This is a genomic window from Streptomyces sp. 4N124, from assembly GCF_052245395.1.
Classification (GTDB): domain Bacteria; phylum Actinomycetota; class Actinomycetes; order Streptomycetales; family Streptomycetaceae; genus Streptomyces.
Window position 1 is genome coordinate 101,750 of record NZ_JBQQBS010000010.1, and the last position, 20,314, is coordinate 122,063.

Genomic DNA, 20,314 nt, shown 5'->3' on the forward strand with positions numbered 1-20,314 from the left:
GCGCCCCTTCGGGGCGCTGCCGAACCGCAGCCGACTTCGCCAGGGCCGCTTAGGGCCCGCGGGTCACCTGCCTGGCTCACGCCGAGTGCCGCCCGCGCGGGACGTGCACAGGGCCCGCCGCAAGTCACCCCGAGGGCTCGTCCGGTACCGGCTGTTCGGGGTGGACGCCGGCCGACTGCGGGGCGCCCTGGCGGCCGGTGCCCGCCTCGTCGGTGTCGGGCACCTCGGCCTCGTCGGGGTCCTCGGTCGCGTCCTCGGGCGGCACCTCCCACGGGTCGTCGCCCGTGTCGGACTGCTGGTCCTGCAGATCCCGCGGCACGGGACCTTCGCGTCGGTCGTCGGCCATGGCGTCCTCCCTTCGCGTGGTGCTAAGCGGCTTTGGTGAAGGTGGCTGCGGTTCGGCAGCGCCCCGAAGGGGCGCGGGGCTGTGACATCTGCGGCTCCGCCGCGGGGCGCGACCAGCCACAACGGTCCCGCGGACGATCGACGGCCCATCGTGGCACTTCCCGCGGCGCGCTTGGCGCCCCCGAGTACCTCCGCCGGTCACCGGCGAAACCTCAGTGCGGAGCCCGCTCCTGAAGCGCCGCACGCCAGGCGGGCGCCGGGCCCTCGGGTACCGGCTCGGCGCGGCGGCCACCGCGGGCGAAGAAGTCGGCGAGCGGCAGGATCGCGGCGCCGACGGTGACCGCGTCGGGGCCCAGCCTGCCGAGGTCGATGGTGACCCGCTCGGCCGGGTGGCGCAGCGCGTACGACATGGCATGGCGCCGTACGGCTGGCAGGAACCGGGCGCCGAGCTGGAGCCCGGCCCAGCCGCCGATGAGGATGCGCTCGGGCTGGAAGAGGTTGATCAGGTCGGACAGCCCGGCGCCCAGGTACTCGGCGGTCTCCTCCAGGACGGCGAGCGCCACCGGGTCGGCAGCATCACCCTCGGCGGGATAGGCGGCGGCCAGCATCGCCGTCAGCGCCGTTTCCTCGTCGGTGTCCGTCGGCGGGCGCCCGCCCTGCTCAGCCCACCGTTCGAGCAGCGACTCCGCACCGGCGTACGCCTCCAGGCAGCCGAGCGCACCGCACCGGCAGCGGCGCCCCCTGACTCGTACCGTCAGATGGCCCCACTCCACCGCCCGCCCGTGCTCCACCTCGGGCGTGACCAGGCAGGCGCCCACGCCCGAGCCGAAGAGCACGACGACCGCGTTGCGGGCGCCGCGTCCGGCGCCGAACCACATCTCCGCCTGGCCCAGGGTCTTGGCGCCGTTGTCGATGAAGTACGGGACGGTGTCAGGCAGGGGGGAGCCGTCACGGAGCAGCGCTTCGAGGGGGACCGCGTCCCAGCCGATGGTCTGCCCGTGGACCACGGCGCCGCCGTCCGGGGTGCGTTCGACGATGCCGGGGACGCCGATGCCGACGCCCAGCAGCTGTTCCGGCGCGATCTCGGCGGTCGCGAGCACCTCGGTGATGCCGTCGCGGATGTGACCGACGATGACCTCGACGTCGTAGCCCTGATGGATCAACGGGCGTTCGGTGCGGGCGAGTTCAGTGAGGGTGAGGTCGAACAGCTCGACGCGGACCCGGGTTTCGCCGACGTCGACGCCGATCATGTGGCCGCTTCCGGGTGCCACGCGCAGCAGCGTGCGCGGGCGGCCGCCGTCGGAGTCGACGCTGCCGGCCTCCTCCAGCAGGCCGTCGGCGACGAGGTCGGCGACGACGTTGCTGACGGAGCCGGAGCTGAGCCCGGTCACCGGGCCGAGTTCGAAGCGGCTGAGGGGTCCGTCGAAGTACAGCCGTTGCAGTACGGCCGTACGGTTGGCCCGTCTGAGGTCGCGTACCGTGCGCCCGTTCCGCCCCGCCATGTGGCCCCCTTCGAACCCTGTCCGACCTGCAACATACCTCCGCGGACCGGTTCGGCGCGACCTTCTTCGACCCCTTATTTCATGGGCTGAATTAAGAAGAACGTTCGCCGCCCTCGCCGGGTCAGCGAGGAGCCAGTTCCTGGATCTCGTCGAGGGCGAGGAACGGAGTTCGGGCACGACCACGGTCTGGACCCAGCCGTCGCGCTCCTCGCCCGTCGCCCTTGGGACCGTCTCGGTGATCATGATCAGGTAGAGGTAGCTGCGGTAGAGGGCCAGGCGGAGGCGGGCCGGAGTGTCGAAGACGGCGCGGCCTCCGGCCTCCTGGTAGCCCGCCAGGAAGTCCTCGTCCTTCTTGATGTCACCCAGCAGCGCCAGGGAGACGAAGTCGGCCAGCGGGTCGCCCCAGAACATGCGCTCCCCGTCGATGAGGCCGCCGATACGGGCCGCCCCCGTCGAGCGGTCCACCAGGATGTTGCCCTGCCAGAGGTCGAAGTGGACGAGGTACGGGACCGCGACCTCGTCGAGGGCGGGGAAGGCGGCCCCGAGGATGCGGGCCACCTCGTCGGCGGGGCGGGGCAGCCGGGCGCGGTAGTCGCGGGCGTCGTCGAGTACGGCGTCGAGCATGCCGGTGAAGGCGGTCCGCCAGTCGCCGGCGAGGGGGCCCAGGGCGCCGGACGGGTAGCCGAAGCCGGGACCCGTCACCCGGTGGAGCCGGGCCACCTGACGGCCCAACTCCGCCCGCAGGGCGACCCGTTCGGCATCGGTGAGCGAATCGTCCCACGGGTCGCCCGGGCAGGCGGTCATCAGCAGATGACGTGCGCCCGCGTCCCCGCCGACCGCCATGACGCGCGGCGCCGATACGTCTGCCTTGGCGGCCCCGTCGTAGAAGTCGGCCTCGGAGACGAGGAGTTCACGCTCGTGCCGCAGGCCGGGCGTGGTCTCCGCGGGTGGGATCTTCAGCACGTAACGGGTGCCGTCGGTGAGCCGCAGTTCCTCGACCGTGTTGTACGTGCCGCCGTGCAGCGGGCGGAGGTGGGCGAGGCGGTCGGGCGGGATCTCCGCCGCCTCCAGGACGTTGCGCGCCCGCTCCCATGAGTCCACCACCGTGCGCCCACCCCTCCCCTTCGTTCAGCCTGCGGCGTACGCGTTCTCGACGTAACGCCCTTCGCCCATCAGCCCGTTGAGCCACCGTTCGGCAGCCGCCTCGTCGGCGTCCGGGGTGCGTTCCCGGTACAGGGTACGGAACGCGTCCCGACGGAACCGGTCGCCCGCGCCTATGCGCTGGGCGTCCTCACCCCCGGGGTGTGGCCACGGACGCCGGCCGCGCCGGAACAGGCCGTACCGGCTCCCTCCGGGGCGCCGAAGCGGGCGAGGGTGTGCCACACCATTTTCAGGTCCTGGAGTTCGTGGTGTCCCGTGCGGGCCGCGTTTCCGATGATCCGCGGGTCGAGGCGGCCCTGCTCGGCGATCCGGGCGCCCAGGTCGGCGTACGCGGGGCCGCGATAGTCCGCGTGGCCGCGCAACTCGGCGACGGTGAGCCGGTACCCGGGGTGCCATTCGAGCGGGAAGGGCAGCGCGCGGGCCGCCGCCTCGACCGCGGTGCCCCGGTAGCTCGCGTCCAGGACAAGCGCCTCCACGTCCCGGGCGAGGGCGACGCCGCCGTGGACCTGCGCCTCGATGTAGTCGTTGAGCGCGTCCTGGTGGTCCGCCTCGGCCAGGGCGATCAGGGACATCCCGGCGGCCACTCCGAAGTCGGCGGGCTCGGCCGCGCTGTCGGGGTAGCAGAAGGTGGCGCGGGCGAGCGTCGCGCCGGTCAGCCGGAGGTGCGAGGACCCGAACCGTGGGGCCGCGCCGACCACTTGGCGACGGAAGTTCAGAGCGCCGTACACGGGCCGGTCCTGCGCGTCGGCGTCGTCGTACGCCCCGCCGAAGATCCGGCTCTCCCAGCGCCAGCGGTCACCGCCGGGATGCGCGGTGAGGCCGCCGTTGCTCACGCCCGTGACGAACTGCGAGTGGTACGTGCCGTCCCGGGCCAGCGCATCGAGGATGGGGACCCCGCCGACCAGCCGGTCCGGGTGGAAGTTGAGCGTGATGCGCAGCTCCCGGTCGACGGCCGGACCGGCGGAACGGCCCGCCACGTGCCCCAGCGCCGCCCGCGCCCGTGGTGACCCGACGTCCCGGAAATCCACTGGCTTCCCCTCCCGTGGGCTACCTACCCTAGGCTCAAACCTAATACCTCTAGGAAATTCCAGAAATCCGATCGGCAGTCCCAGGAGGCCTTCCCATGAGATCACTCACCGAGCAGGACATTCGCAACTCATTTATCAACTGCTCGAAGGGCGAGGCCAAGCGGCTGGCCATACCCCGGGATCTCGACGAACGCCCCTGGGGCGACCTCGACTTCCTCGGCTGGCGTGATCCGGGAGCACCCGATCGCAGCTATCTGGTCACCGAGCGGGAGGAGCGGCTCGTCGGCGTGACCCTGCGGTTCCCGTCCTCGCAGCGCGGCTTCCTGCGCCGCAGCATGTGCTCGCTGTGTCTGACGACCCATTCGGGAGGCGGTGTCTCCCTGATGACGGCTCGCAAAGCTGGCACGGCGGGCCGCGAGGGCAACTCGGTCGGCGTGTACATGTGCACCGACCTCGCCTGTTCCCTCTACGTACGCGGCAAGAAGATCCCGCAGTCCGGTATCCGTATCGAGGAGAGCCTGACCGTGGACGAACAGATCGCCCGCACCACGGGCAATCTGTCCGCGTTCCTCGACAAGCTGTACGTATAGCTATAGCTGTACGTCTAGACGTCCCGCAGGATCGAAGCCTCCACCTCCTGGAGGTGGATCAGGACGTCGTGCGAGCGGCTCAGCGCGATGTCGTTCGGGCCGTCCGGATACGCGGTGCCGATGGTGCGCGTCGGCCGGGCCTTCGCCAGCCACTCGCGGGCCGGCGATCCGACCGACCGCAGGTCCACGACGTAGTCGCGGTGACGCACCCGGTCAAGGGTCCGTTCGTTGCTGCCGGGGCCCGCCGGTCCCAGCGTCCAACTGCGGATGGCTTCTTCGTCCAGGCCAGTGGCGTTGAACGAGCCCCGGCCGAAGGTCACGCCGACGCTCACAAGGACGTTGGCGGCCATCGCCCCGTCCCGGTAGCGCATGGCCTCGGCGATCTGGGCGGGGTCCTCGAAGTCGAAGGCGTACTGCCGGGCGGTCTGGTCGATCACCGTCGCGTTCTGGACGGCCCGCTCGTACGCCGCCCGGTCCTCGCCGGCGCCCTGGCTGCGCAGCAGGTCCAGCGCCGCGCCGGTGCGCTCGGCCATCTCCCCGCGTTCCGCGTGCGGCTTGCTCAGGTACTGCTCGATGTAGGCCTTGGTCGCCACGGTGGGCCGTAGCCCGCGGTAGAGCTCCGCGAAGCGGGGGCTGAGTTCCGGACGGGTGGCGGCCACATGGTCCGTCACCGCGTCGTACAGCTCGGGTCCGGTCCAGGCGATGTCGTCGCCGATGAAGCGGACGGGATCGCCGGGATGCCGGACGTTGTACGCCCGCATCCACTCGACGAGCCGCAGATAGTCGGTGTTGTTCCACCACAGCCCCGGCAGGCATCCTGACCTGGGCGGACTGCACCGGCAGGGAAGATCATGGCACTTGCGGGGCACTCAGGAACGCGTCCACGGCCAGCCTGGTCTGGTCGTCATCGGTCGGCCAGCAATGCGCGTACACCCGCATGGTCGTGATCACGGAGTCGCCCAGCCTGCGCGCCACGGTGACCGGCGTCGCACCGGCCGCGATGAGCGCACTGGCATACGTGTGCCGGAGATCATGAATCCGTGTCCCCTTCGGCAGACCGGCCGCCTTCACCGCGCGGTGCCAGACGTGCCGGAAGCGGTGCTCGTCCAGCGGCTGACCCTTCGCATCGCTGAACACGTACCCGTCCTTGCTCGGGAACACCTCGACGTGAGCCGCCACAGCGTCCAGCAGCGACTTCGGGACCGGGATGACCCTGTGGGACCGGGCCGTCTTCAACGGGGCGTCCACGCCCCCCTGGCGCTGCTGCCGGACGGTGACGGTACGCGTAACAGAGTCGACGTCGGCAACGCGGAGGCCGAAGCACTCGCCCGGCCGTACGCCGGTCCCGGCCAGCAGCACGGGCAGCAGTGCCAGCCGCGCGGGCAGCGACGCGGCCAGTGCCCGGACCTGCGACGCCGACGTCGGGACGATCTCCCGGTGGGGCGGCTGCGGGAGACGGATGCCCTGGCACGGACTGCGGCCGATGATCCCGTCCCGGACTGCGGCGGAGAACACGGGGCCGACGTTGGACAGGATCCGCCTCGCGGTGCTGGGCGCGACCGGCAGCGACACCGCCCAGCTCTGTATATCGGACTGCGTGATCGATATCAGGCGCCTGCTGCCGAAGGCCGGATAGGCATGCTTCTCAAAGGAGTTGCCGACCACTTCCACCGTCGTCGGCCGGTGCGGCTGGGAAGCCCGCCACTTTTCGGCATACTCCTTGAACGTCACCTTCGGATCGGTCAACTGGCCACGAATCAGGGCGCTTTCGACCGCCTTCTTCTTGTCCTCAGCATCGCCCTTTTTCGCGTAACTCCGCTTTTGCTGGACGCCGTTAGCATCCCGCCACCGGACCTGCCACCGCAGGCCGTATCCGTGCGCCTTGGAAGGAGGCTTCTTGTGCTCCCGGCACTGAGCGGCACCGGTCTTGCTGTGCCAGGCATCGTGAATCACTGCCATGCAATCGAGGATAACTCCGCCCCGTCGAGTACTCCGGACGCTGCTGACACGCATGGCGGGGACGAAGGCTGATTGCCATAAAAGCCCAGGCTAATACCCCCGCAAATGATCGATCGAAAGTAACTTGGCTTCATTTCGTTTAGGGGTGTGTATTCACGGGGATCTCCGGGAGCGAAAGGAGGAGAAACACCCATGAAAGATCACTACCTATCAGTGGGGGAGCTGGCAGAACGCTACGGCATACCGCAGGCCACGATCTACGGCTGGAATTCGGACCGGACCGGCCCGCCGTATATCAAGATCGGCAAGCACGTCAGGTATAGGCCCGCCGACCTGGCCGCCTGGGAAGACGGGCGGCTCAACAACACCGAGAAGGTGAATTCGGCATGACGAACTACATTCCGACGATCAGCGCGTGCTGGGCGGCATACGAAACCACCCGCATCGTGAAAGGCGTGACCCTGCTCATCTACCGGCCGGTGCACGCCTGGGCGGTAGAGGGCGACCGCTTCACGCCCCTTGTCCTCGACAACGACTCCCTTGTACAGGCTGACAACCTGGAGGGCTACTCGCACCTGGTGGACGACGAGAGGGATCTTTCCCCATATCCGAAGAAGTGAAGTCAGCAAAGCTGCCCGGATTGTCCCGTGCAATTCCACAAGGCAATCCGGGCGCATACACAAAGCAAGGGCTCTGCCATCACGGGGACGCGGCAGAGCCCTTTATGCTTGCGATAGTCCGGCGCCATTCCGGGCTTTCGCCATATTTACTTGGAGGGTGATATGCCTGAGAGTACCCCACCCCCGGCCAGTGGCAAGTACTGGCAACCATCAGAGGCGGGGCCTGAGAAACCGTCTCCTAACGGGTCGGGGCAACAGAATGGGAATCTGTCGGCGGATTCGCTGGCGGACCTGGTCCGCGCCTACCTCGACGGCTCCGAGGACATCAGGAACGCTCTGATGGGGCTGGCTCTTTCCAAGGGGCAGAGGAACGAGTTCGCGGAGCTGATTAGGGCGGAGAAGGCCGCCCGGAAGAAGGGCGAGACACCGGCACCGAAGGCGAAGGTGATCCCGCCTGGGCCACCGTCCCATCTGGACGAGCTCCATGCGGCGTTGAACGCCTATATCTACGTCGCGGACTTCGTTCCGTACGACGTCACTCTCGCATGCGCGGTCGGTTATGAGGAAACCGACTCCGACCCGTTCTGGGTGATGATCGTCGGCCCGGCATCTGGCGGGAAGACGGAGGCAATTAACCTGTGTGACTCCTTTGCCGATGAACGCAAGGACGAACTGACCTCGCAGGCCGCACTATTGGGATGGCTGCCGCCAAAAGGGAAGGTGCCGGGGAAGAAGACCGGGCTCCTGACACGGATTCCGTCACCGGCGTTCGTAACCATCAAGGACTTCGCACCATTGCTCGACGCGTCCAATAAAGGGACGCGGGACCAACTCTATAGCGCGATCCGGGGCATGTATGACGGCCGGTACGACCGTGAAATAGGCGGAGTTGAGAAAGCAATTACTTGGGAGGGGCGGGTAACACTTCTGGCCGCATGCACGAACGCCATCGACCACTACGCATCTCACAATGACGCACTCGGTCCGCGATGGGTGTACTGCCGACTCCAGGACAGCGACCACGGCAAAGCCATGATGCTGCGCCGCAATGGCGGTACTGCGGAGCATCGCAAGGCAGCGCAGGGCATTGCGGCGGCACTGGTCCGCGACGGCCGTGCCCGGCTCGCCGGCGTCGTCCTCAGCGACAAAGCACACGAGCAGATCGAGGAAGCGGCCGAGTTGTGCGCAATGGCCAGGGGTTCGGTACCAAGGGTCAGTTACGGCAAGCGGGAGATCGACGGCATGCCCGATGTGGAGGCGCCCTATCGGCTCTGCGGGCAGCTCCGGCTGCTGACGCGCTCTCTGATGGCTCTGGGCATGACCGAGGCGGAAGCCGTCGCCATCGCCCGCCGCTGCGCCATGGACACCACGTCACGCCCCCGGCTGGCCGTCCTGAAGGCCCTGGCGGCATCGCCCGAGTTCGACCAGACGTGCGGAGCCGTCTCCCGTGCCACGGGCGGGTCCCTGAGCGCCCCGACTGCCCTCCGGCACCTGGAGGATCTGGAGTGCATCGGACTTGTCGAGGCCACCGACCGGCCGGACCCGGACAGCGTTCTGTTCGCCCAGCCGAGCGGCGGCAAGCAGACATGGTCGCGGGCCGGAATCCACTGGCGCCTGGCACCGGGTCAGAAGAAGTTGATCTTGGGCGGCCTACAAACAAATAGTGCACACCCATCCCCCAACCCCCCAATAGATAAAGAAGATGATCATGAGTGAATAGGGGTACCCCCTGCACTCCTTGTTGGTAGTAAACGATCATCACGTAAAGGAACCTGACGCATGACCGAAGTCGAATTGCAGCACATGACACGGCAATTGAAGGACCTGACCGAAGCAGTCGCTGACGGCAGTGGCAATGCAGAGCTGTGCGAGGCGATACACCGCCTGGCGGATGTACTGGAGGCACTGGGCGTACAGCAGGCCGCGCACGCTGAGGAAATCGAGGAACGGTGACACATTATGAAGCAACGTCAGCTAATGGAGTTCGTGCCGGGCCAATGGCTCGAAGCAGACCCTGAATGTGTCGACGACATCGTAAAAGCGCACGACCGCTGGGTATCCGCACGGCATGCGTGGCTCAATACCCACACCGCTGGGCGGATCGGCCCTATCGTCGCCGCGAACTGGGCGGAGAAGACCCAACTCACGGAGGCGATCGCAAGGTTCGAGGAGGCTCATTATGGTCGAGCAGTGGGATAACGATTACCACCCGAAGAACCGTCCGCTCGACCGGTCAATGGCGGACCATGTCCTGGACGATGACGGCGTCGGCGATTTGTACACGCTCTACGACCAGTTCGGCGTCGGCGAGTTCGGACTGCCGCAGGAGTGCGCGTTTTGCGGACCACTTGCCAACAATGGCTCGCACGACCGGGGCTGTCCGATGCGGGCCAACAAAAACAGGAGGCGCGAACACTAATGACAGAACATCAGGAGAATGAACTGTTCTACACGGTAATCGAAGCGATCACTCTGCAAATGGCCAGGGCCATGGACGAGGTCTGGAAACGTCCCGACGCCGCGAGGCTTGCCGACTCCTACCTGGACGGCACGCTTCTCTTCGCTTTCGGCCGGGCCGGTGTCGAGATCCGGGAGGTGCCGGATATGGATTCCGACGACAGTTCGGGGGCATAATCAGAGCAGCGGTTGCAGAAAATTCCGGGCGAGCGCTTCAGGAGGCCCCGGAAGGCCGGGATGGCCCCTTTCTCCCGTGTGACGGTCATTCACCCTGCACGAAACATGAGAAAGGAGCCATCATGCCCAGGACACGAAAGCGCCGCGACAGCAGCGGCGACATTGATCAATTCCATTTCCAGGACATTCACGAAGCGCGTGCCGAGCTGGCCGAGCTGGCGGCGCGTTACGGCGACGCCGAGGAGATCCCGGAAGGGACCCAGGACCACGATCGCTGGGAGGCCGCCGAGACGTTCGTGACGCGGGCGCAGGAGCGCGTCGAGGAGCTGCGCGAGCTGGCGGCCCGGCCCGGCTGCACCGAGGGCGTGCCGTGCCGTACACGGCCGCGCGACAACCGGCCAGGCAGCAGCCGCGAGTACAGCGCCGCCATGCGTGTGATCGAGCGGCACAGGGCCGACGAGCTGTCAGACGCATCTCGCGAGAAGATCACGGCGGCGTTCGACCTTGCACGGTCGCAGCCGGACGGCGCGGAGACGCGGCGCCTTGCCGAGTGGGTGACCGTAACCGGCGATCCCGATTACCTCACGGCCACGGCAAAGCTCTTCAGCGACCCGGAATACGGGCATCGCGAGTGGACGCGTGAAGAGTACGAGGCATTCATGCGCGCCAAGAATTACCAGCGCGCAGTGGGTGTTTACGGCACCGGCGCTGCTGGCGCGTTCCTTGCGCCTTTCCAGCTTAATCCTGCAATTCTGTTGACCAATGATTCAACTGTCAACCCGATCAGGCAATTGGCACGCGTTGAGGTCATTACGTCGACGGAGTGGCACGGGATCACGTCCGCCGGGACAAGTGCGCACTGGACACCGGAATTGCAGGAGACAACCGAATCAACGGTTTCGCTGCTCCAGCCGCCCGTCCCAACTCACAAGCGTGACACGTGGATCGTAAGCTCGATCGAGGCGAGCCAATCGACGAACATCTCCCAGCAGGTCAAGGACCTGGCACTTGATGCCTTCAACCGGCTCGAAAGCACCGCCTTCACCCTGGGAAGCGGCACGAACGAACCGACCGGGATCATCACCGCGCTGGACGGCAGTGCTTCGCAGGTGTTTGGCGGGGCGTCCATCGACAGGGCCGACGTCATCGCATTCCAGGAAAGCCTGGCACCGCGCTGGCGTCCGGCCGCCAAGTTTATGGCCGCACTTGAGTTCATCAATGAGCTGCGTGAGTTCGGCCTGATGGCCAACTCTGTTGAGACGAGCCTGGTCGTGGAGGGTACGCCGTATCCGAAGCTGCGCGGGTGGGACCTGGTAGAAAATTCCGAGATGGACAAGGACAGTTCGGTTCCCGGAGCCAACGTGCTGGTCGTCGGGGACTTCTCCAACTACCTCATAGCCGATTCTTCGAACTCCGTCTACGAGTTCGTGCCCCATGTATTTGGGTCGAACGGGCGGCCGTTGGGCGCCCGTGGCTGGTACAGCTTCGGAAGGACGGGCGGCGACGTGATCGCCCCGGGCTTCAAGCTCCTCTCGGCCGGAACGAGTTGATGCCGTTATGGAAACCAGGCAATTCGAGCTGCGGACCGAGACGTCCGGCGACGGCAGGACACTGATTGCCGTAGCGGTGCCGTACGGTTCCCCGACCACCGTGACCGAGGGAGGCCGCACCTTCAAGGAGACAGTGACCGAGGGCGCCTGTCGCTCGGCCGTCAACTCGGGGGGCATTCCAGTGCTCTGGGCGCATCAGAGGGAATCCGTGCCTGTGGCCGTGACAACCGGCCTCGAAGAAAGGGCAGATGGACTCCACCTCCGTGCACGCTTCCTGACACATGACCTGGCCGAGGCAAGCAGGGAAGCCGTGGCCGAGGGCTGCGTCGGATCGAGCATCGGCTTCACGGTTCCCGAAGGCGGGGACGTATGGAATCGCGACCAGACCGAACGCACCATCCACCAGCTGGAGCTGAAAGAGGTCAGCCTGACCCCGTGGCCCGCATACAGCGGGGCCACTGCTGCTGTCCGCTCCGCATCAGGGGGCGGCATCACGGCTGCCGAGCGTCGCCGTGTGCTGGCCGACCTGGCATGGCGCGGCATGATGGCGCCTGGCGGTGCCGACGGCGATGCAGTGCCGGCGGAGCCACCCAGCGCTGAACAGGCAATGGCCGCCTTGAAGTTGCTGGCCGCGTTCGTGAAGTCGTATGAAAGCGGGTGGACTTCAGGTATGCCACCCCCCACCTGATAAGCGTGCCGGGGTCGTTTCCGAGGGCGTTCTTCCACGGTCCGCCCGCTCTTCCGGCCCCGGCACTCGGACTGGTCATGTGGCACCCAACTGCGCAAGGTACTGGCATGCGTTGCGCGACTCCTCTGACCGCATGACCAGTCCGCCTCCTCGTCCAGTGGATCTTTACTGAAAGATTTCGTTCGATGAAGATCCTTAACGACAGTGTCTTTGGCTCGCCCCGACTGCCGCCGCGATGGCCCAGGCGCCCCTACCCCCGGGTGCCAGGGGCAGCGGGTGGGCAGGGCCGTGGGTGGCGGTGGGCGCTGGCCGGACTCCCCTGGTGCCCACCCCACCCACGGCACCGCCACGCAGCAGCAGTGCAGTGTGCCGTGCCAACGCCCAGATGAAGCTGCTCTGCCCAACTGCTGGTCAGCTGGTCTTGTGCCCATGCACTGCATGCATGCCATGTGCTGCACGGCTCTGCCTGCCACGCAGTGCCCACGCAGTGCAGTGTGCGAATGGTTGCCTTGCCATTGCCATGCATGCACTGCATCTGCCTTGCACAGCAGTGCAGTTGCATCGCCTTGCTTGCTCAACCTGCTTTGAATGAAATGAAATTGAATCGAATCTTCTTATTTGCTTGTCTCGATCGAGACGAGAGCATGGAAGTGCCCCCGTCCGTGATGGGCGGAGGCACTTCGTTATCAGGAACTGCGGTCCAGCGACCGGACAGCCTGCGCATAGGTCGAGCCGCGAGGGATATCGAGATCCTCGCAGTCCATGCCAGGCAGGATGTCCGTGCAGTTCCACAGCACTGTCCAGTCCTCGCGGTGAAGGGACCGGCCCTCTTGCTCCACGGCCTCGCAGAACGCGTCCCGGGTGTGCCCAGGTGCGTGACCGCTGATGATATTGATGTTGTTCATCATGGCGCTCTCGTTCGTTGAAGTGATCTTTGAACCTCGCCATGCCATGCCTAGGTCACCCAGGATACAACGGGGTTTTCAACTGAGGCGGGATCGTTTCAACGGGAGCCGGGTGATTACGGGAGAGCCGGGTCAATTCCCGTAGGCCCGGGGGGTACTTAGGGGACCCCACGTAAATGGCTGAACGCACCTGCGACCCCGCCCTCGAAGCGCTTCTCTCCCTCTAAAGCCCCTTCCTGAGGTGATCTTGTGAAATGGCACGTCAGAGCCCTGAGGGTGCGGCTTCTGCTCACCCGTGCTGGAATCAGAACAGTAAATGAGTGAGGAGTGCCCAAGTCGTGAATATCAGGATTGTTGCCCGAGATGAGGACTTTACCCTGTCGATGAATGACAGGTTTGCCGGTCTTTTCGAGGGCTCCCCCTGGCGACTTTTCTGGTACAACCGGGGCGACGAGTGCTTTGAAACCCGGGCGGTTCCGAGAGACGTGAAGAGCGTCGAGGATGCCGAAGCGTGGGCGCAACAATATTTCACCATCAATGGGATTAATTAAGGGAACGCCGCTGTCATCGAGAGAGCATCCTCGTCCGCTGATAACTCGGGCGTCTCGTCCTCGTCATACACCCGGCGCCGATGGCACGCGCAGGCGCAGCGGCGTTGGAGGAGGATGCCGCGCGAGTGAGGCAGCGGGATGTCCCGGGTCTGTCGGCATTGCCGGTGCAGGCCGCGGTAACCGGGCCGCGCGGCCAGCATGCACTCAGCCGACAGCGTCGTGGCCGAGGCGCTCACGACGCCTCCCCTCGACTCCGGGCGTTCGCCAGGGCCACACCCGCCGACAGCCGCTCCGCCGTTGTAGCAGGCCGCAACGGCCCGTGTGCGTCCCATTCCTGCCCGCCGCCGGGGGGCTTGAGCTGCCAGTAGGGCCCAACCCGGTCCACCGCCCGGCCGATCTTGCGCGTCGCTTCATCGAACACAAGGTCGCCAATCTCGGGCGTGTAGTCGTTCATGTCCCCTCGTTCCCTCGCAGATCACCCACCTTTCCGCCCTGGCCGGGGCGTTCCCACCGCGTTCCGTGACCGTTAGACACGGAGTACGGATAGCGTGTGAAGCGTGCCGAACGTCCCAGGGGGTACCGGTGAACGAACCATTGCGCCGCGCCATGCTGAAGGCCCGGATGACTGACCATCAGTTGGCGGAGAAGTGCGGCGTCGACACCAAGACCGTCGGCCGGTGGATCACCGAGACCGGACGGATCCCCCATGCCCGCCACCGGTGGGCCGTCTGTGAGGCACTCGGAGAGGATGAGGCGGTGTTGTGGCCAAGCGCCGCGCGGAAGGCAATCAAGGTCGGCCCGGACCGTGAGGTCGTTTCGGTCTACCCGTTCCGGTCCGGCGTTCCGGCCTCGCTGTGGCGCACCCTGATCACTAGGGCCGAACGTGAGCTGACCTTCGCCGGATACACCAACTACTTCCTGTGGCTCGAACAGTCCCGGTTCGGCACCGCGCTCAAGCGCAAGGCCGCCCAGGGATGCCGGGTGCGGTTCCTGGTCGGCGACCCCGACAGCGAGCTGACGCGGTCGCGGGAGCAGGACGAGGGCGTGGCGCTGACCCTGTCGACGCGCATCCGCGTGACCCTGGCCGAACTGGAGAAGATAAGGAGCCAGCCGGGTATCGACGCGCGGTACAGCAACGGGCACGCACACCTGTCGGTGTTCCGCTTCGACGACGACATGATCGTCACGCCGCTGCTGACGCACAGCGTCGGGCACGATGCCCCTACGCTGCATCTGCACCGCTACCAGGACGACGGCATGTTCGACCGTTTCGCCTCGCACGTCGAGGAACTGTGGAGCCGGGGCACCCCGGTATGGGAGGAGACAGATGGCCAGGCGTGATTACGAGGACGATCCCGACGCCCCGAAGGCGAACAGCCTGGTGCCAGCGGCGTCGGCTGTCGTGGTCGACAGCGCCGGGCGCATCCTGCTCCAGCGGCGTGCCGACAACGGCATGTGGGCCCTGCCCGGCGGCGCGATGCACATTGGCGAGTCGCTGCCCGACTGCGCGGTCCGGGAGACCCGCGAGGAGACCGGCTACGACGTCGAGATCATCGGCATCGTCGGCACGTACACCAATCCCCGGCACGTGTTCGCCTACGACGACGGCGAGGTCCGGCAGGAGTTCTCCATCTGCTTCCTGGCGCGTCCGGTGGGCGGGCATCTGGCCGTGTCCGAGGAGTCCACCGACGTCCAATGGTTCGAGGCGACAGAGGTCGACGCGCTGCCCATGGTCCCCAGCATCCGAAAACGCGTGAACGACTGGCGCGACGGCAACGTGCCCGCCGCCCGATAGCGCCCCAGGGAGCGCGGTGAGGGCACATCCATGGCACACGAGCGCGACAAACGACGGCGATCAACGACAACCGATGGGAACTATCTGCCCAGCTCACAAGGCTCCTGTGTGGTGAGCCCCAGGTCATCCAGCCTTCCCGTTTAGTTGTTCCACCACAGGTAGTCGCTCTGGAACTCCTCGCGCATGATGCGCCGCGGGTCGCCCTTGCCGTACCGCACGTAGGCGTCGAGGCGCAGGCCCGTGCTCCAGGGGGCCTCCAGCGCGAAGGTGCGGAGGCCCTTCTCCTCGACGAGGTGGCGGAAGACGCGGTCCTTGAGGGCGAAGAAGTCGTGCGAGCCGTGGGTGGCTTCCCCCACGCCGACCACCTGCGCGTCGCCGATCATGCGGTCGAGGGGGCGCAGACCGCCGGCACCATCCGGCGGTCCACCGTCCTCGGGCGCGGACATCCGCAGCGCGACAGCAGGGGTTTTCCTCAGTACGTTCGATGCGCCTGAGGAAGGGAAGATCCCAAGGGATGCGAGATGTGCGTGAGCGGACGGAGTCCCTCGAACGCCTGGTGAAGAAGCAGCGCCGGGACCCCGTCGTCGTCCAGACGCTGCGGTCGGCCGCCGCCGCGACGATCGCCTACGTCATCGCGCTGCGCCTGAGCCCCGAGCAGCTGCCGCTCACCGCGCCGCTGACCGCGCTGCTGGTCGTCCAGGTCACCCTCTACGCCACGCTCACCAACGGCATCCGCCGGGTGAACTCCGTGGTGGCCGGCGTCCTCGTGGCCATCGCCTTCAGCCTGCTGGTGGGGCTGACCTGGTGGAGTCTCGCCCTGCTGATCCTCGCCGCGCTGGCAGTGGGACATCTGGTGCGGGTCGACGAGTACGTCCCCGAGGTCGCGATCAGCGCGATGCTGGTCCTCGGCGTGACCACTGTCGGGGACACGGCGTGGGCGCGGGTGGTGGAGACGCTCATCGGCGCGGTCGTCGGACTCGGCTTCAATCTGCTGCTGGCGCCGCCGGTGTGGGTCGACCAGGCGGGTGAGTCCATCGAGGGACTGGCCCGCCGGCTGCGGCAGCTGATGCTGAGCATGGGTGAGGAGGTGGCCGGCCGTCCCCCGGTCGAGCAGACCGCCGCACGCCTGCACGAGGCACGCCGACTCGATCACGACATCGTCGAGGTGGACGCGGCGCTGCGGCAGGCGGAGGACAGTCTGCGGCTCAATCCGCGCGTGCGTGAGGGCCTGTTGCACCGGGTCGTGCTGCGCACCGGCCTGGACACGCTGGAGATCTGCACGGTCGTCCTGCGCGTCCTCGCGCGCAGCTTCACCGACCTGGCCAAGGAACGCGACCCCGAGCCGCTGTTCACGCCGCCGACGGGCGCCGCCGTGGAACAGCTGCTGGCCGAGATCGCCGACGCCGTGGTCAGCTTCGCCGTCCTGGTAACCACCAGTGTCAGCGCCAACGCCGAGTCGGCGGAGGCCCGGCTCGCCGCCGAGTTGCAGACCGCGGCGGCCACCCGCGACAAGCTCGCCCAGCTGCTGCGCGAGGAGGCCGAGCGCGAGACCCGGCACTGGCAGCTGTTCGGCGCCGTCCTGACCGAGGTGAACCGCATCCTCGACGAACTCGACACTGAGAACCGCACACGTCGTCTACTGGAGGAACTGGACCGCGTGTCCCAGGAGCAGCGCGCCCGGATGCCGCGTCTGACCCGGCTGCGTGAACGTCTGGGCGTCCAGGAACAGCTGTGGCGGAACCGTACCGGGATGGGCGGGCGTTTCCGGTAGGGGACGCCGGGACGGGCCGGCGCCGGATGCCAGGTCCGGTCGTCAAATTCCCGTCGTCCGCCCGGAGCGCGGGCCCCGCGGCGTCTGGTGCGTGCGGTAGCAAGGCGCCGGAGCGCCCTCGCGAGCGTGCGTGCCAGACGCCGCGGGGCAGGCGGGAATTTGACGACCGGACCTAGGGAGCGGGCCGATGGCCGATACGACCGTACGGATCGACGGGAACACGCTGCGGCTGCCGGGCGGGGTGGCGGTGCGGTTCATCCGCACCCTGCGTCTGCCCGAGACGGGCACGCACGCGTTGCCGCCGGGGCTCGGCGAGTTCCCGGTCCGGCGTGTGGCGGACTATCCGGACACCGTGCCCGAGCAGTGGCGCTCGCGCGGCGGTGTGATGCTGCCGGTGTATCTGCGGGAGGCGATGTGGCTGAGCTTCGCGGGCACCACCGAACCGGCCGCCCTGCAGGTCGGCGTGGGAAAGGTGTGCGCCGTCTCGGGCCGCCCGTGGAGCGACCGGCTCTCCCGCAAACCCCAGAACTACGTGGTACTCCCCCGCCAGCCCTGGCTGGACGGCGTCAACTCCGGGAAGGGCACGGTCCGCCAGTTCGTGGCGGTGCCGCTGGGGATGGGGGCGACCGTCGAGGGCCAGGTCACCGGCGAGGAGGTCTGGGGCGGCGTACAGCTGCAGTCGTTCCCGCTGAACGAGGGGGCGCTGGCCGTGTGGCGCGAGGAGCAGCGCCTGCGGGCCGAGCGTGAGGTGCGGTCCATGAAGGCGGCCGGGGGCTACGGCGCCGCGCTGCCGATGTCGGCACCCGCGGCACCCGGCGCCGCTCCGGCCGGCCGGGCGCGGCCCGCCGCGGCGATGGGGCTGGGCGTCGGCGGCTCCATGCGCCAGGAGGTCTACCAGGACGACCGGCCGGCGACGGACTGGTCCGAGGAGCCCGCCGGTCGGGTCTACGTCCATCTGGTGACGCCCCCGGAGTGGCGCCGTATCACCGGCGAAGCCCCGCCGCCGTCCCCCGTCGACCGGGCGGCCTACACGAGCGCGGGGCTGCCGTGGTTCGACTACTTCGACCAGGACGCGGAGGACCTCGCTCCGACCGACACCCTGGAAGGGGTGAAACCGGTCGGCGACTGGATCGGTGACGACCACGAACCCTGGCAGGAGCCGTCGCCGGGCCAGGTGAAGCCTCTCAAGGACGCGCCCGGCAAAGCGGTGGAGGACGGCGACTGGTGACCGTTGCGGCTGCTGCAACGCGCGGTGCCGTTCTTGCACGCCAAGGGTGATCCACGCGAGGGTGGCTGTCGGGACGACCGACGACCTGAGGTGTGGACATGAGCAGTGGTGGCTTGAGCAGGCGTCGGTTCGTCGGCGCGCTCGCGGGAACGGGCGCTGCGGTGACCCTCCCGGCGTGTGACGACGCCCCGGCGCCCGCCGCGGACACGGCACCCCCCGAGACGACCGCGAGCACACCCCGCGAGGCCGCCAAGCCCTCCGGCCCCCGCCCCCTGTACCTCGGCACCTACACCTCAGTCGACGGCGGCGGCAAAGGCATCGGCCTGGCAACCTATGACGCCGCCACCGGCCGGATCACCGGCGAGGAAACCATCGAGGACGTCGGCGACCCGTCGTATCTGGCGCTCCATCCGAACGGCCGCACGCTGTACGCCGTCAATGAGCGCGAGGACGGTGCGGTGACCGCCGTCCGGCTGTCCGACGACAAGATCCTGGGCAGCCGGAGCAGCGGCGGTGGCGCCCCCTGCCATCTGTCGGTGCATCCGAGCGGGCGCTGGCTGCTCAGCGCCAACTACGCCTCCGGCAGTGTGGCCGTGCACCCCATCGATACCTCCGGCGCACTCGGCGAGCGCACCGACCTGGTCACGCACACCAGTCCGGCACCGGGCCCGGGCCAGGAGGGCCCACACGCCCACCAGTTCGTCACCAGTCCCGACGGCGGCCATGTCCTCGCCGTGGACCTCGGCACGGACACCGTCTACACCTACCGCCTCGACACCCGCGCGGGCACCCTCACCGAGGTCTCCCAGGCCCACACGCGCGCCGGCGCGGGCCCCCGGCACCTCACCTTCCACCCGGGCGGCCGGTACGCCTACCTGGCCAACGAGGTGGACGACACGGTCACGGTGTGCGGATACGACCGCGCCTCCGGTCGCCTCACCATCGGCGAGCCGCAGTCCACGGGCACCGGCGAGGGCACCAGCTACCCGGCGCAGATCGTGGTGACACCGAACGGCGCGTACGCCTATCTCGCCAACCGGGGCCACAACAGCCTCGCCCGCTACGCGGTGGAGGCCGACGGCGCCCGGCTCAGGCTTCTGGGCACGGTGCCGGTGTCCGGTGACTTCCCCCGGCAGATCGCCCTCGCGCCGGACGGGACGCTGCTGTTCGCGGCGAACCAGAGGTCGAGCACGGTGAGCGTGTTCCACGTGGACGCCGCAAGCGGTGAACTGCGGCTCGCGGGCGAGCCGTTCGCCTCACCCGTCGCCGTCTGTGCGCTGCCGCTGTAGGGCGCGGGGGCAGGAGGCGGCGCTGGCCTGCGAGAGGAGGATGTGCATGCGCTCGGTGAGCTGCGCGACGTCGTCGGCGGGCCGGTGGAAGGCCAGTCGTACGTCGCCGTGGGCGCGGGTGCGTTCGATGCGCAGCGTCAGTCCGTGCCGGTCGACGGCGAGGGGCTGGACCTTCACCGCGCCGTGCAGGCTCTCGGGCTCGACGAGCCGGGTGAGCCGCTCGACGGCGTCGCCGTGGCAGTCGGCGAGATGCGTCAGCAGCCGGGACTCCGCCGTGGCCAGCGGGTCCGGTTCGGCGGCGGCGAACTCGTCGAGGTCGACGACCACGGCGCCGGTGGGCTGCCGCAGCACCACACGTGTGGCGTGGAACGCGAGGAGGTCGCCCTCGGGGGCGAACCAGCCGGCGAGCCAGAGCCGGGCGCGGATCCGGCTGCGTACGGGGACGGGCGCGACGTCGGCGAACTCCAGGACGGCGGACGGCTCGCCGCGGGGCGCGCAGATCGCCGCCGCGAGCAGCGCGCTGTCCTCGGGCACACTCAGGAGCACCCGTCCGTCGTCGTCCACGGAGTGCGCGCCGACGAACTCCTCCCGGCCGCCGTCCGCGGTCACCGCGCAGGACCACGCGGTGGCGAGCAGCGAACGGGCCCGCTCCGCCGCAGCAGGCGCGGCCGTCCAGGGTTGGCTGTCACCCATCCCAA

23 protein-coding genes and 2 pseudogenes are annotated in these 20,314 nt (G+C 68.1%); 15 read left to right on the forward strand and 10 right to left on the reverse strand.

The features are described 5' to 3' along the window. Nucleotides 1–124: 124 nt before the first annotated feature. The 4 genes and pseudogenes from ACTWQO_RS13020 to ACTWQO_RS13035 form a co-directional block, all read right to left on the reverse strand. The gene (locus ACTWQO_RS13020) at nucleotides 125–346 is read right to left on the reverse strand and encodes a hypothetical protein (RefSeq protein ID WP_443237424.1); all 222 of its coding nucleotides are present in this window, start codon (nucleotides 344–346) and stop codon (nucleotides 125–127) included. Between the two features lie 211 nt (nucleotides 347–557). Next, the gene (locus ACTWQO_RS13025) at nucleotides 558–1,847 is read right to left on the reverse strand and encodes an ROK family protein (RefSeq protein ID WP_443237544.1); all 1,290 of its coding nucleotides are present in this window, start codon (nucleotides 1,845–1,847) and stop codon (nucleotides 558–560) included. A gap of 258 nt (nucleotides 1,848–2,105) precedes the next feature. Then, nucleotides 2,106–2,951: pseudogene (locus ACTWQO_RS13030) on the reverse strand (phosphotransferase family protein); the annotation flags it as partial. Nucleotides 2,952–3,121: 170 nt separating this feature from the next. Beyond that, a complete protein-coding gene (locus tag ACTWQO_RS13035) occupies nucleotides 3,122–4,036 on the reverse strand; it encodes a DUF3626 domain-containing protein (protein WP_443237425.1) in 915 nt (304 codons plus the stop codon). A 95-nt stretch (nucleotides 4,037–4,131) separates the two neighbouring features. Between ACTWQO_RS13035 and ACTWQO_RS13040 the strand changes: the two genes are divergently transcribed. After that, nucleotides 4,132–4,626 carry an FBP domain-containing protein gene (locus tag ACTWQO_RS13040; protein ID WP_443237426.1) on the forward strand — a complete coding sequence of 165 codons (495 nt, stop codon included), beginning with the start codon at nucleotides 4,132–4,134 and terminating at the stop codon, nucleotides 4,624–4,626. Nucleotides 4,627–4,640: 14 nt separating this feature from the next. Here the strand turns inward: ACTWQO_RS13040 and ACTWQO_RS13045 are convergent, their stop codons facing one another. Both ACTWQO_RS13045 and ACTWQO_RS13050 read right to left on the reverse strand, forming a co-directional pair. Next, nucleotides 4,641–5,495 (reverse strand): erythromycin esterase family protein, encoded by an 855-nt coding sequence (locus ACTWQO_RS13045; protein WP_443237427.1) that lies wholly within the window; start codon nucleotides 5,493–5,495, stop codon nucleotides 4,641–4,643. After that, entirely contained in the window at nucleotides 5,476–6,585 is a 1,110-nt protein-coding gene (locus ACTWQO_RS13050) for a tyrosine-type recombinase/integrase (protein ID WP_443237428.1), read from the reverse strand. The genes ACTWQO_RS13045 and ACTWQO_RS13050 overlap by 20 nt, the downstream gene beginning before the upstream one ends. A gap of 192 nt (nucleotides 6,586–6,777) precedes the next feature. Here ACTWQO_RS13050 and ACTWQO_RS13055 point away from each other — a divergent pair, with 192 nt between their 5' ends. From ACTWQO_RS13055 to ACTWQO_RS13090, 8 genes are all read left to right on the forward strand, one after another. Beyond that, nucleotides 6,778–6,975 carry a helix-turn-helix transcriptional regulator gene (locus ACTWQO_RS13055; RefSeq protein ID WP_443237429.1) on the forward strand — a complete coding sequence of 66 codons (198 nt, stop codon included), beginning with the start codon at nucleotides 6,778–6,780 and terminating at the stop codon, nucleotides 6,973–6,975. Beyond that, nucleotides 6,972–7,205 (forward strand): hypothetical protein, encoded by a 234-nt coding sequence (locus tag ACTWQO_RS13060; RefSeq protein WP_443237430.1) that lies wholly within the window; start codon nucleotides 6,972–6,974, stop codon nucleotides 7,203–7,205. The genes ACTWQO_RS13055 and ACTWQO_RS13060 overlap by 4 nt, the downstream gene beginning before the upstream one ends. Nucleotides 7,206–7,367: 162 nt before the next feature. After that, entirely contained in the window at nucleotides 7,368–8,921 is a 1,554-nt protein-coding gene (locus tag ACTWQO_RS13065; RefSeq protein WP_443237431.1) for a hypothetical protein, read from the forward strand. Nucleotides 8,922–8,984: 63 nt separating this feature from the next. Further along, entirely contained in the window at nucleotides 8,985–9,158 is a 174-nt protein-coding gene (locus ACTWQO_RS13070; RefSeq protein WP_443237432.1) for a hypothetical protein, read from the forward strand. Between the two features lie 226 nt (nucleotides 9,159–9,384). Then, the gene (locus ACTWQO_RS13075; RefSeq protein ID WP_443237433.1) at nucleotides 9,385–9,624 is read left to right on the forward strand and encodes a hypothetical protein; all 240 of its coding nucleotides are present in this window, start codon (nucleotides 9,385–9,387) and stop codon (nucleotides 9,622–9,624) included. Beyond that, on the forward strand, nucleotides 9,624–9,839 hold the full coding sequence (locus ACTWQO_RS13080; RefSeq protein WP_443237434.1) for a hypothetical protein: 216 nt from the start codon (nucleotides 9,624–9,626) through the stop codon (nucleotides 9,837–9,839). The genes ACTWQO_RS13075 and ACTWQO_RS13080 overlap by 1 nt, the downstream gene beginning before the upstream one ends. A gap of 122 nt (nucleotides 9,840–9,961) precedes the next feature. Continuing rightward, nucleotides 9,962–11,389: a phage major capsid protein gene (locus ACTWQO_RS13085; RefSeq protein ID WP_443237435.1), complete on the forward strand. Its 1,428-nt coding sequence runs from the start codon at nucleotides 9,962–9,964 to the stop codon at nucleotides 11,387–11,389. A gap of 7 nt (nucleotides 11,390–11,396) precedes the next feature. Next, nucleotides 11,397–12,077, forward strand: a complete 681-nt coding sequence (locus ACTWQO_RS13090) for an HK97 family phage prohead protease (protein WP_443237436.1) — start codon at nucleotides 11,397–11,399, stop codon at nucleotides 12,075–12,077. Between the two features lie 686 nt (nucleotides 12,078–12,763). On the opposite strand, the gene ACTWQO_RS13095 is transcribed toward ACTWQO_RS13090, so the two are convergent. After that, a complete protein-coding gene (locus ACTWQO_RS13095; RefSeq protein WP_443237437.1) occupies nucleotides 12,764–12,985 on the reverse strand; it encodes a hypothetical protein in 222 nt (73 codons plus the stop codon). A gap of 335 nt (nucleotides 12,986–13,320) precedes the next feature. Here ACTWQO_RS13095 and ACTWQO_RS13100 point away from each other — a divergent pair, with 335 nt between their 5' ends. Beyond that, entirely contained in the window at nucleotides 13,321–13,533 is a 213-nt protein-coding gene (locus ACTWQO_RS13100; RefSeq protein WP_443237438.1) for a hypothetical protein, read from the forward strand. Nucleotides 13,534–13,765: 232 nt separating this feature from the next. Here the strand turns inward: ACTWQO_RS13100 and ACTWQO_RS13105 are convergent, their stop codons facing one another. Further along, nucleotides 13,766–13,987, reverse strand: a complete 222-nt coding sequence (locus tag ACTWQO_RS13105) for a hypothetical protein (RefSeq protein WP_443237439.1) — start codon at nucleotides 13,985–13,987, stop codon at nucleotides 13,766–13,768. Between the two features lie 128 nt (nucleotides 13,988–14,115). Between ACTWQO_RS13105 and ACTWQO_RS13110 the strand changes: the two genes are divergently transcribed. Next, complete coding sequence (locus ACTWQO_RS13110) at nucleotides 14,116–14,874, forward strand: DUF5919 domain-containing protein (protein ID WP_443237440.1); 759 nt, start codon at nucleotides 14,116–14,118, stop codon at nucleotides 14,872–14,874. Continuing rightward, nucleotides 14,861–15,328, forward strand: a complete 468-nt coding sequence (locus tag ACTWQO_RS13115; protein WP_443237441.1) for an NUDIX hydrolase — start codon at nucleotides 14,861–14,863, stop codon at nucleotides 15,326–15,328. Before ACTWQO_RS13110 ends, ACTWQO_RS13115 begins: the two co-directional genes overlap by 14 nt. Before the next feature lie 146 nt (nucleotides 15,329–15,474). On the opposite strand, the pseudogene ACTWQO_RS13120 reads toward ACTWQO_RS13115, so the two are convergent. Continuing rightward, nucleotides 15,475–15,834: pseudogene (locus ACTWQO_RS13120) on the reverse strand (erythromycin esterase family protein); the annotation flags it as partial. 8 nt (nucleotides 15,835–15,842) lie between these two features. On the opposite strand from ACTWQO_RS13120, the gene ACTWQO_RS13125 reads away from it, so the two are divergent. From ACTWQO_RS13125 to ACTWQO_RS13135, 3 genes are all read left to right on the forward strand, one after another. Then, a complete protein-coding gene (locus ACTWQO_RS13125; RefSeq protein ID WP_443237442.1) occupies nucleotides 15,843–17,099 on the forward strand; it encodes an FUSC family protein in 1,257 nt (418 codons plus the stop codon). A gap of 187 nt (nucleotides 17,100–17,286) precedes the next feature. Next, nucleotides 17,287–18,327: a hypothetical protein gene (locus ACTWQO_RS13130; RefSeq protein ID WP_443237443.1), complete on the forward strand. Its 1,041-nt coding sequence runs from the start codon at nucleotides 17,287–17,289 to the stop codon at nucleotides 18,325–18,327. Between the two features lie 98 nt (nucleotides 18,328–18,425). Further along, the gene (locus ACTWQO_RS13135) at nucleotides 18,426–19,616 is read left to right on the forward strand and encodes a lactonase family protein (RefSeq protein WP_443237444.1); all 1,191 of its coding nucleotides are present in this window, start codon (nucleotides 18,426–18,428) and stop codon (nucleotides 19,614–19,616) included. Here ACTWQO_RS13135 and ACTWQO_RS13140 read toward each other — a convergent pair. Further along, nucleotides 19,584–20,309: a DUF2470 domain-containing protein gene (locus ACTWQO_RS13140; RefSeq protein WP_443237445.1), complete on the reverse strand. Its 726-nt coding sequence runs from the start codon at nucleotides 20,307–20,309 to the stop codon at nucleotides 19,584–19,586. The two genes, ACTWQO_RS13135 and ACTWQO_RS13140, sit on opposite strands and share 33 nt — an antisense overlap. Nucleotides 20,310–20,314 lie beyond the last annotated feature (5 nt).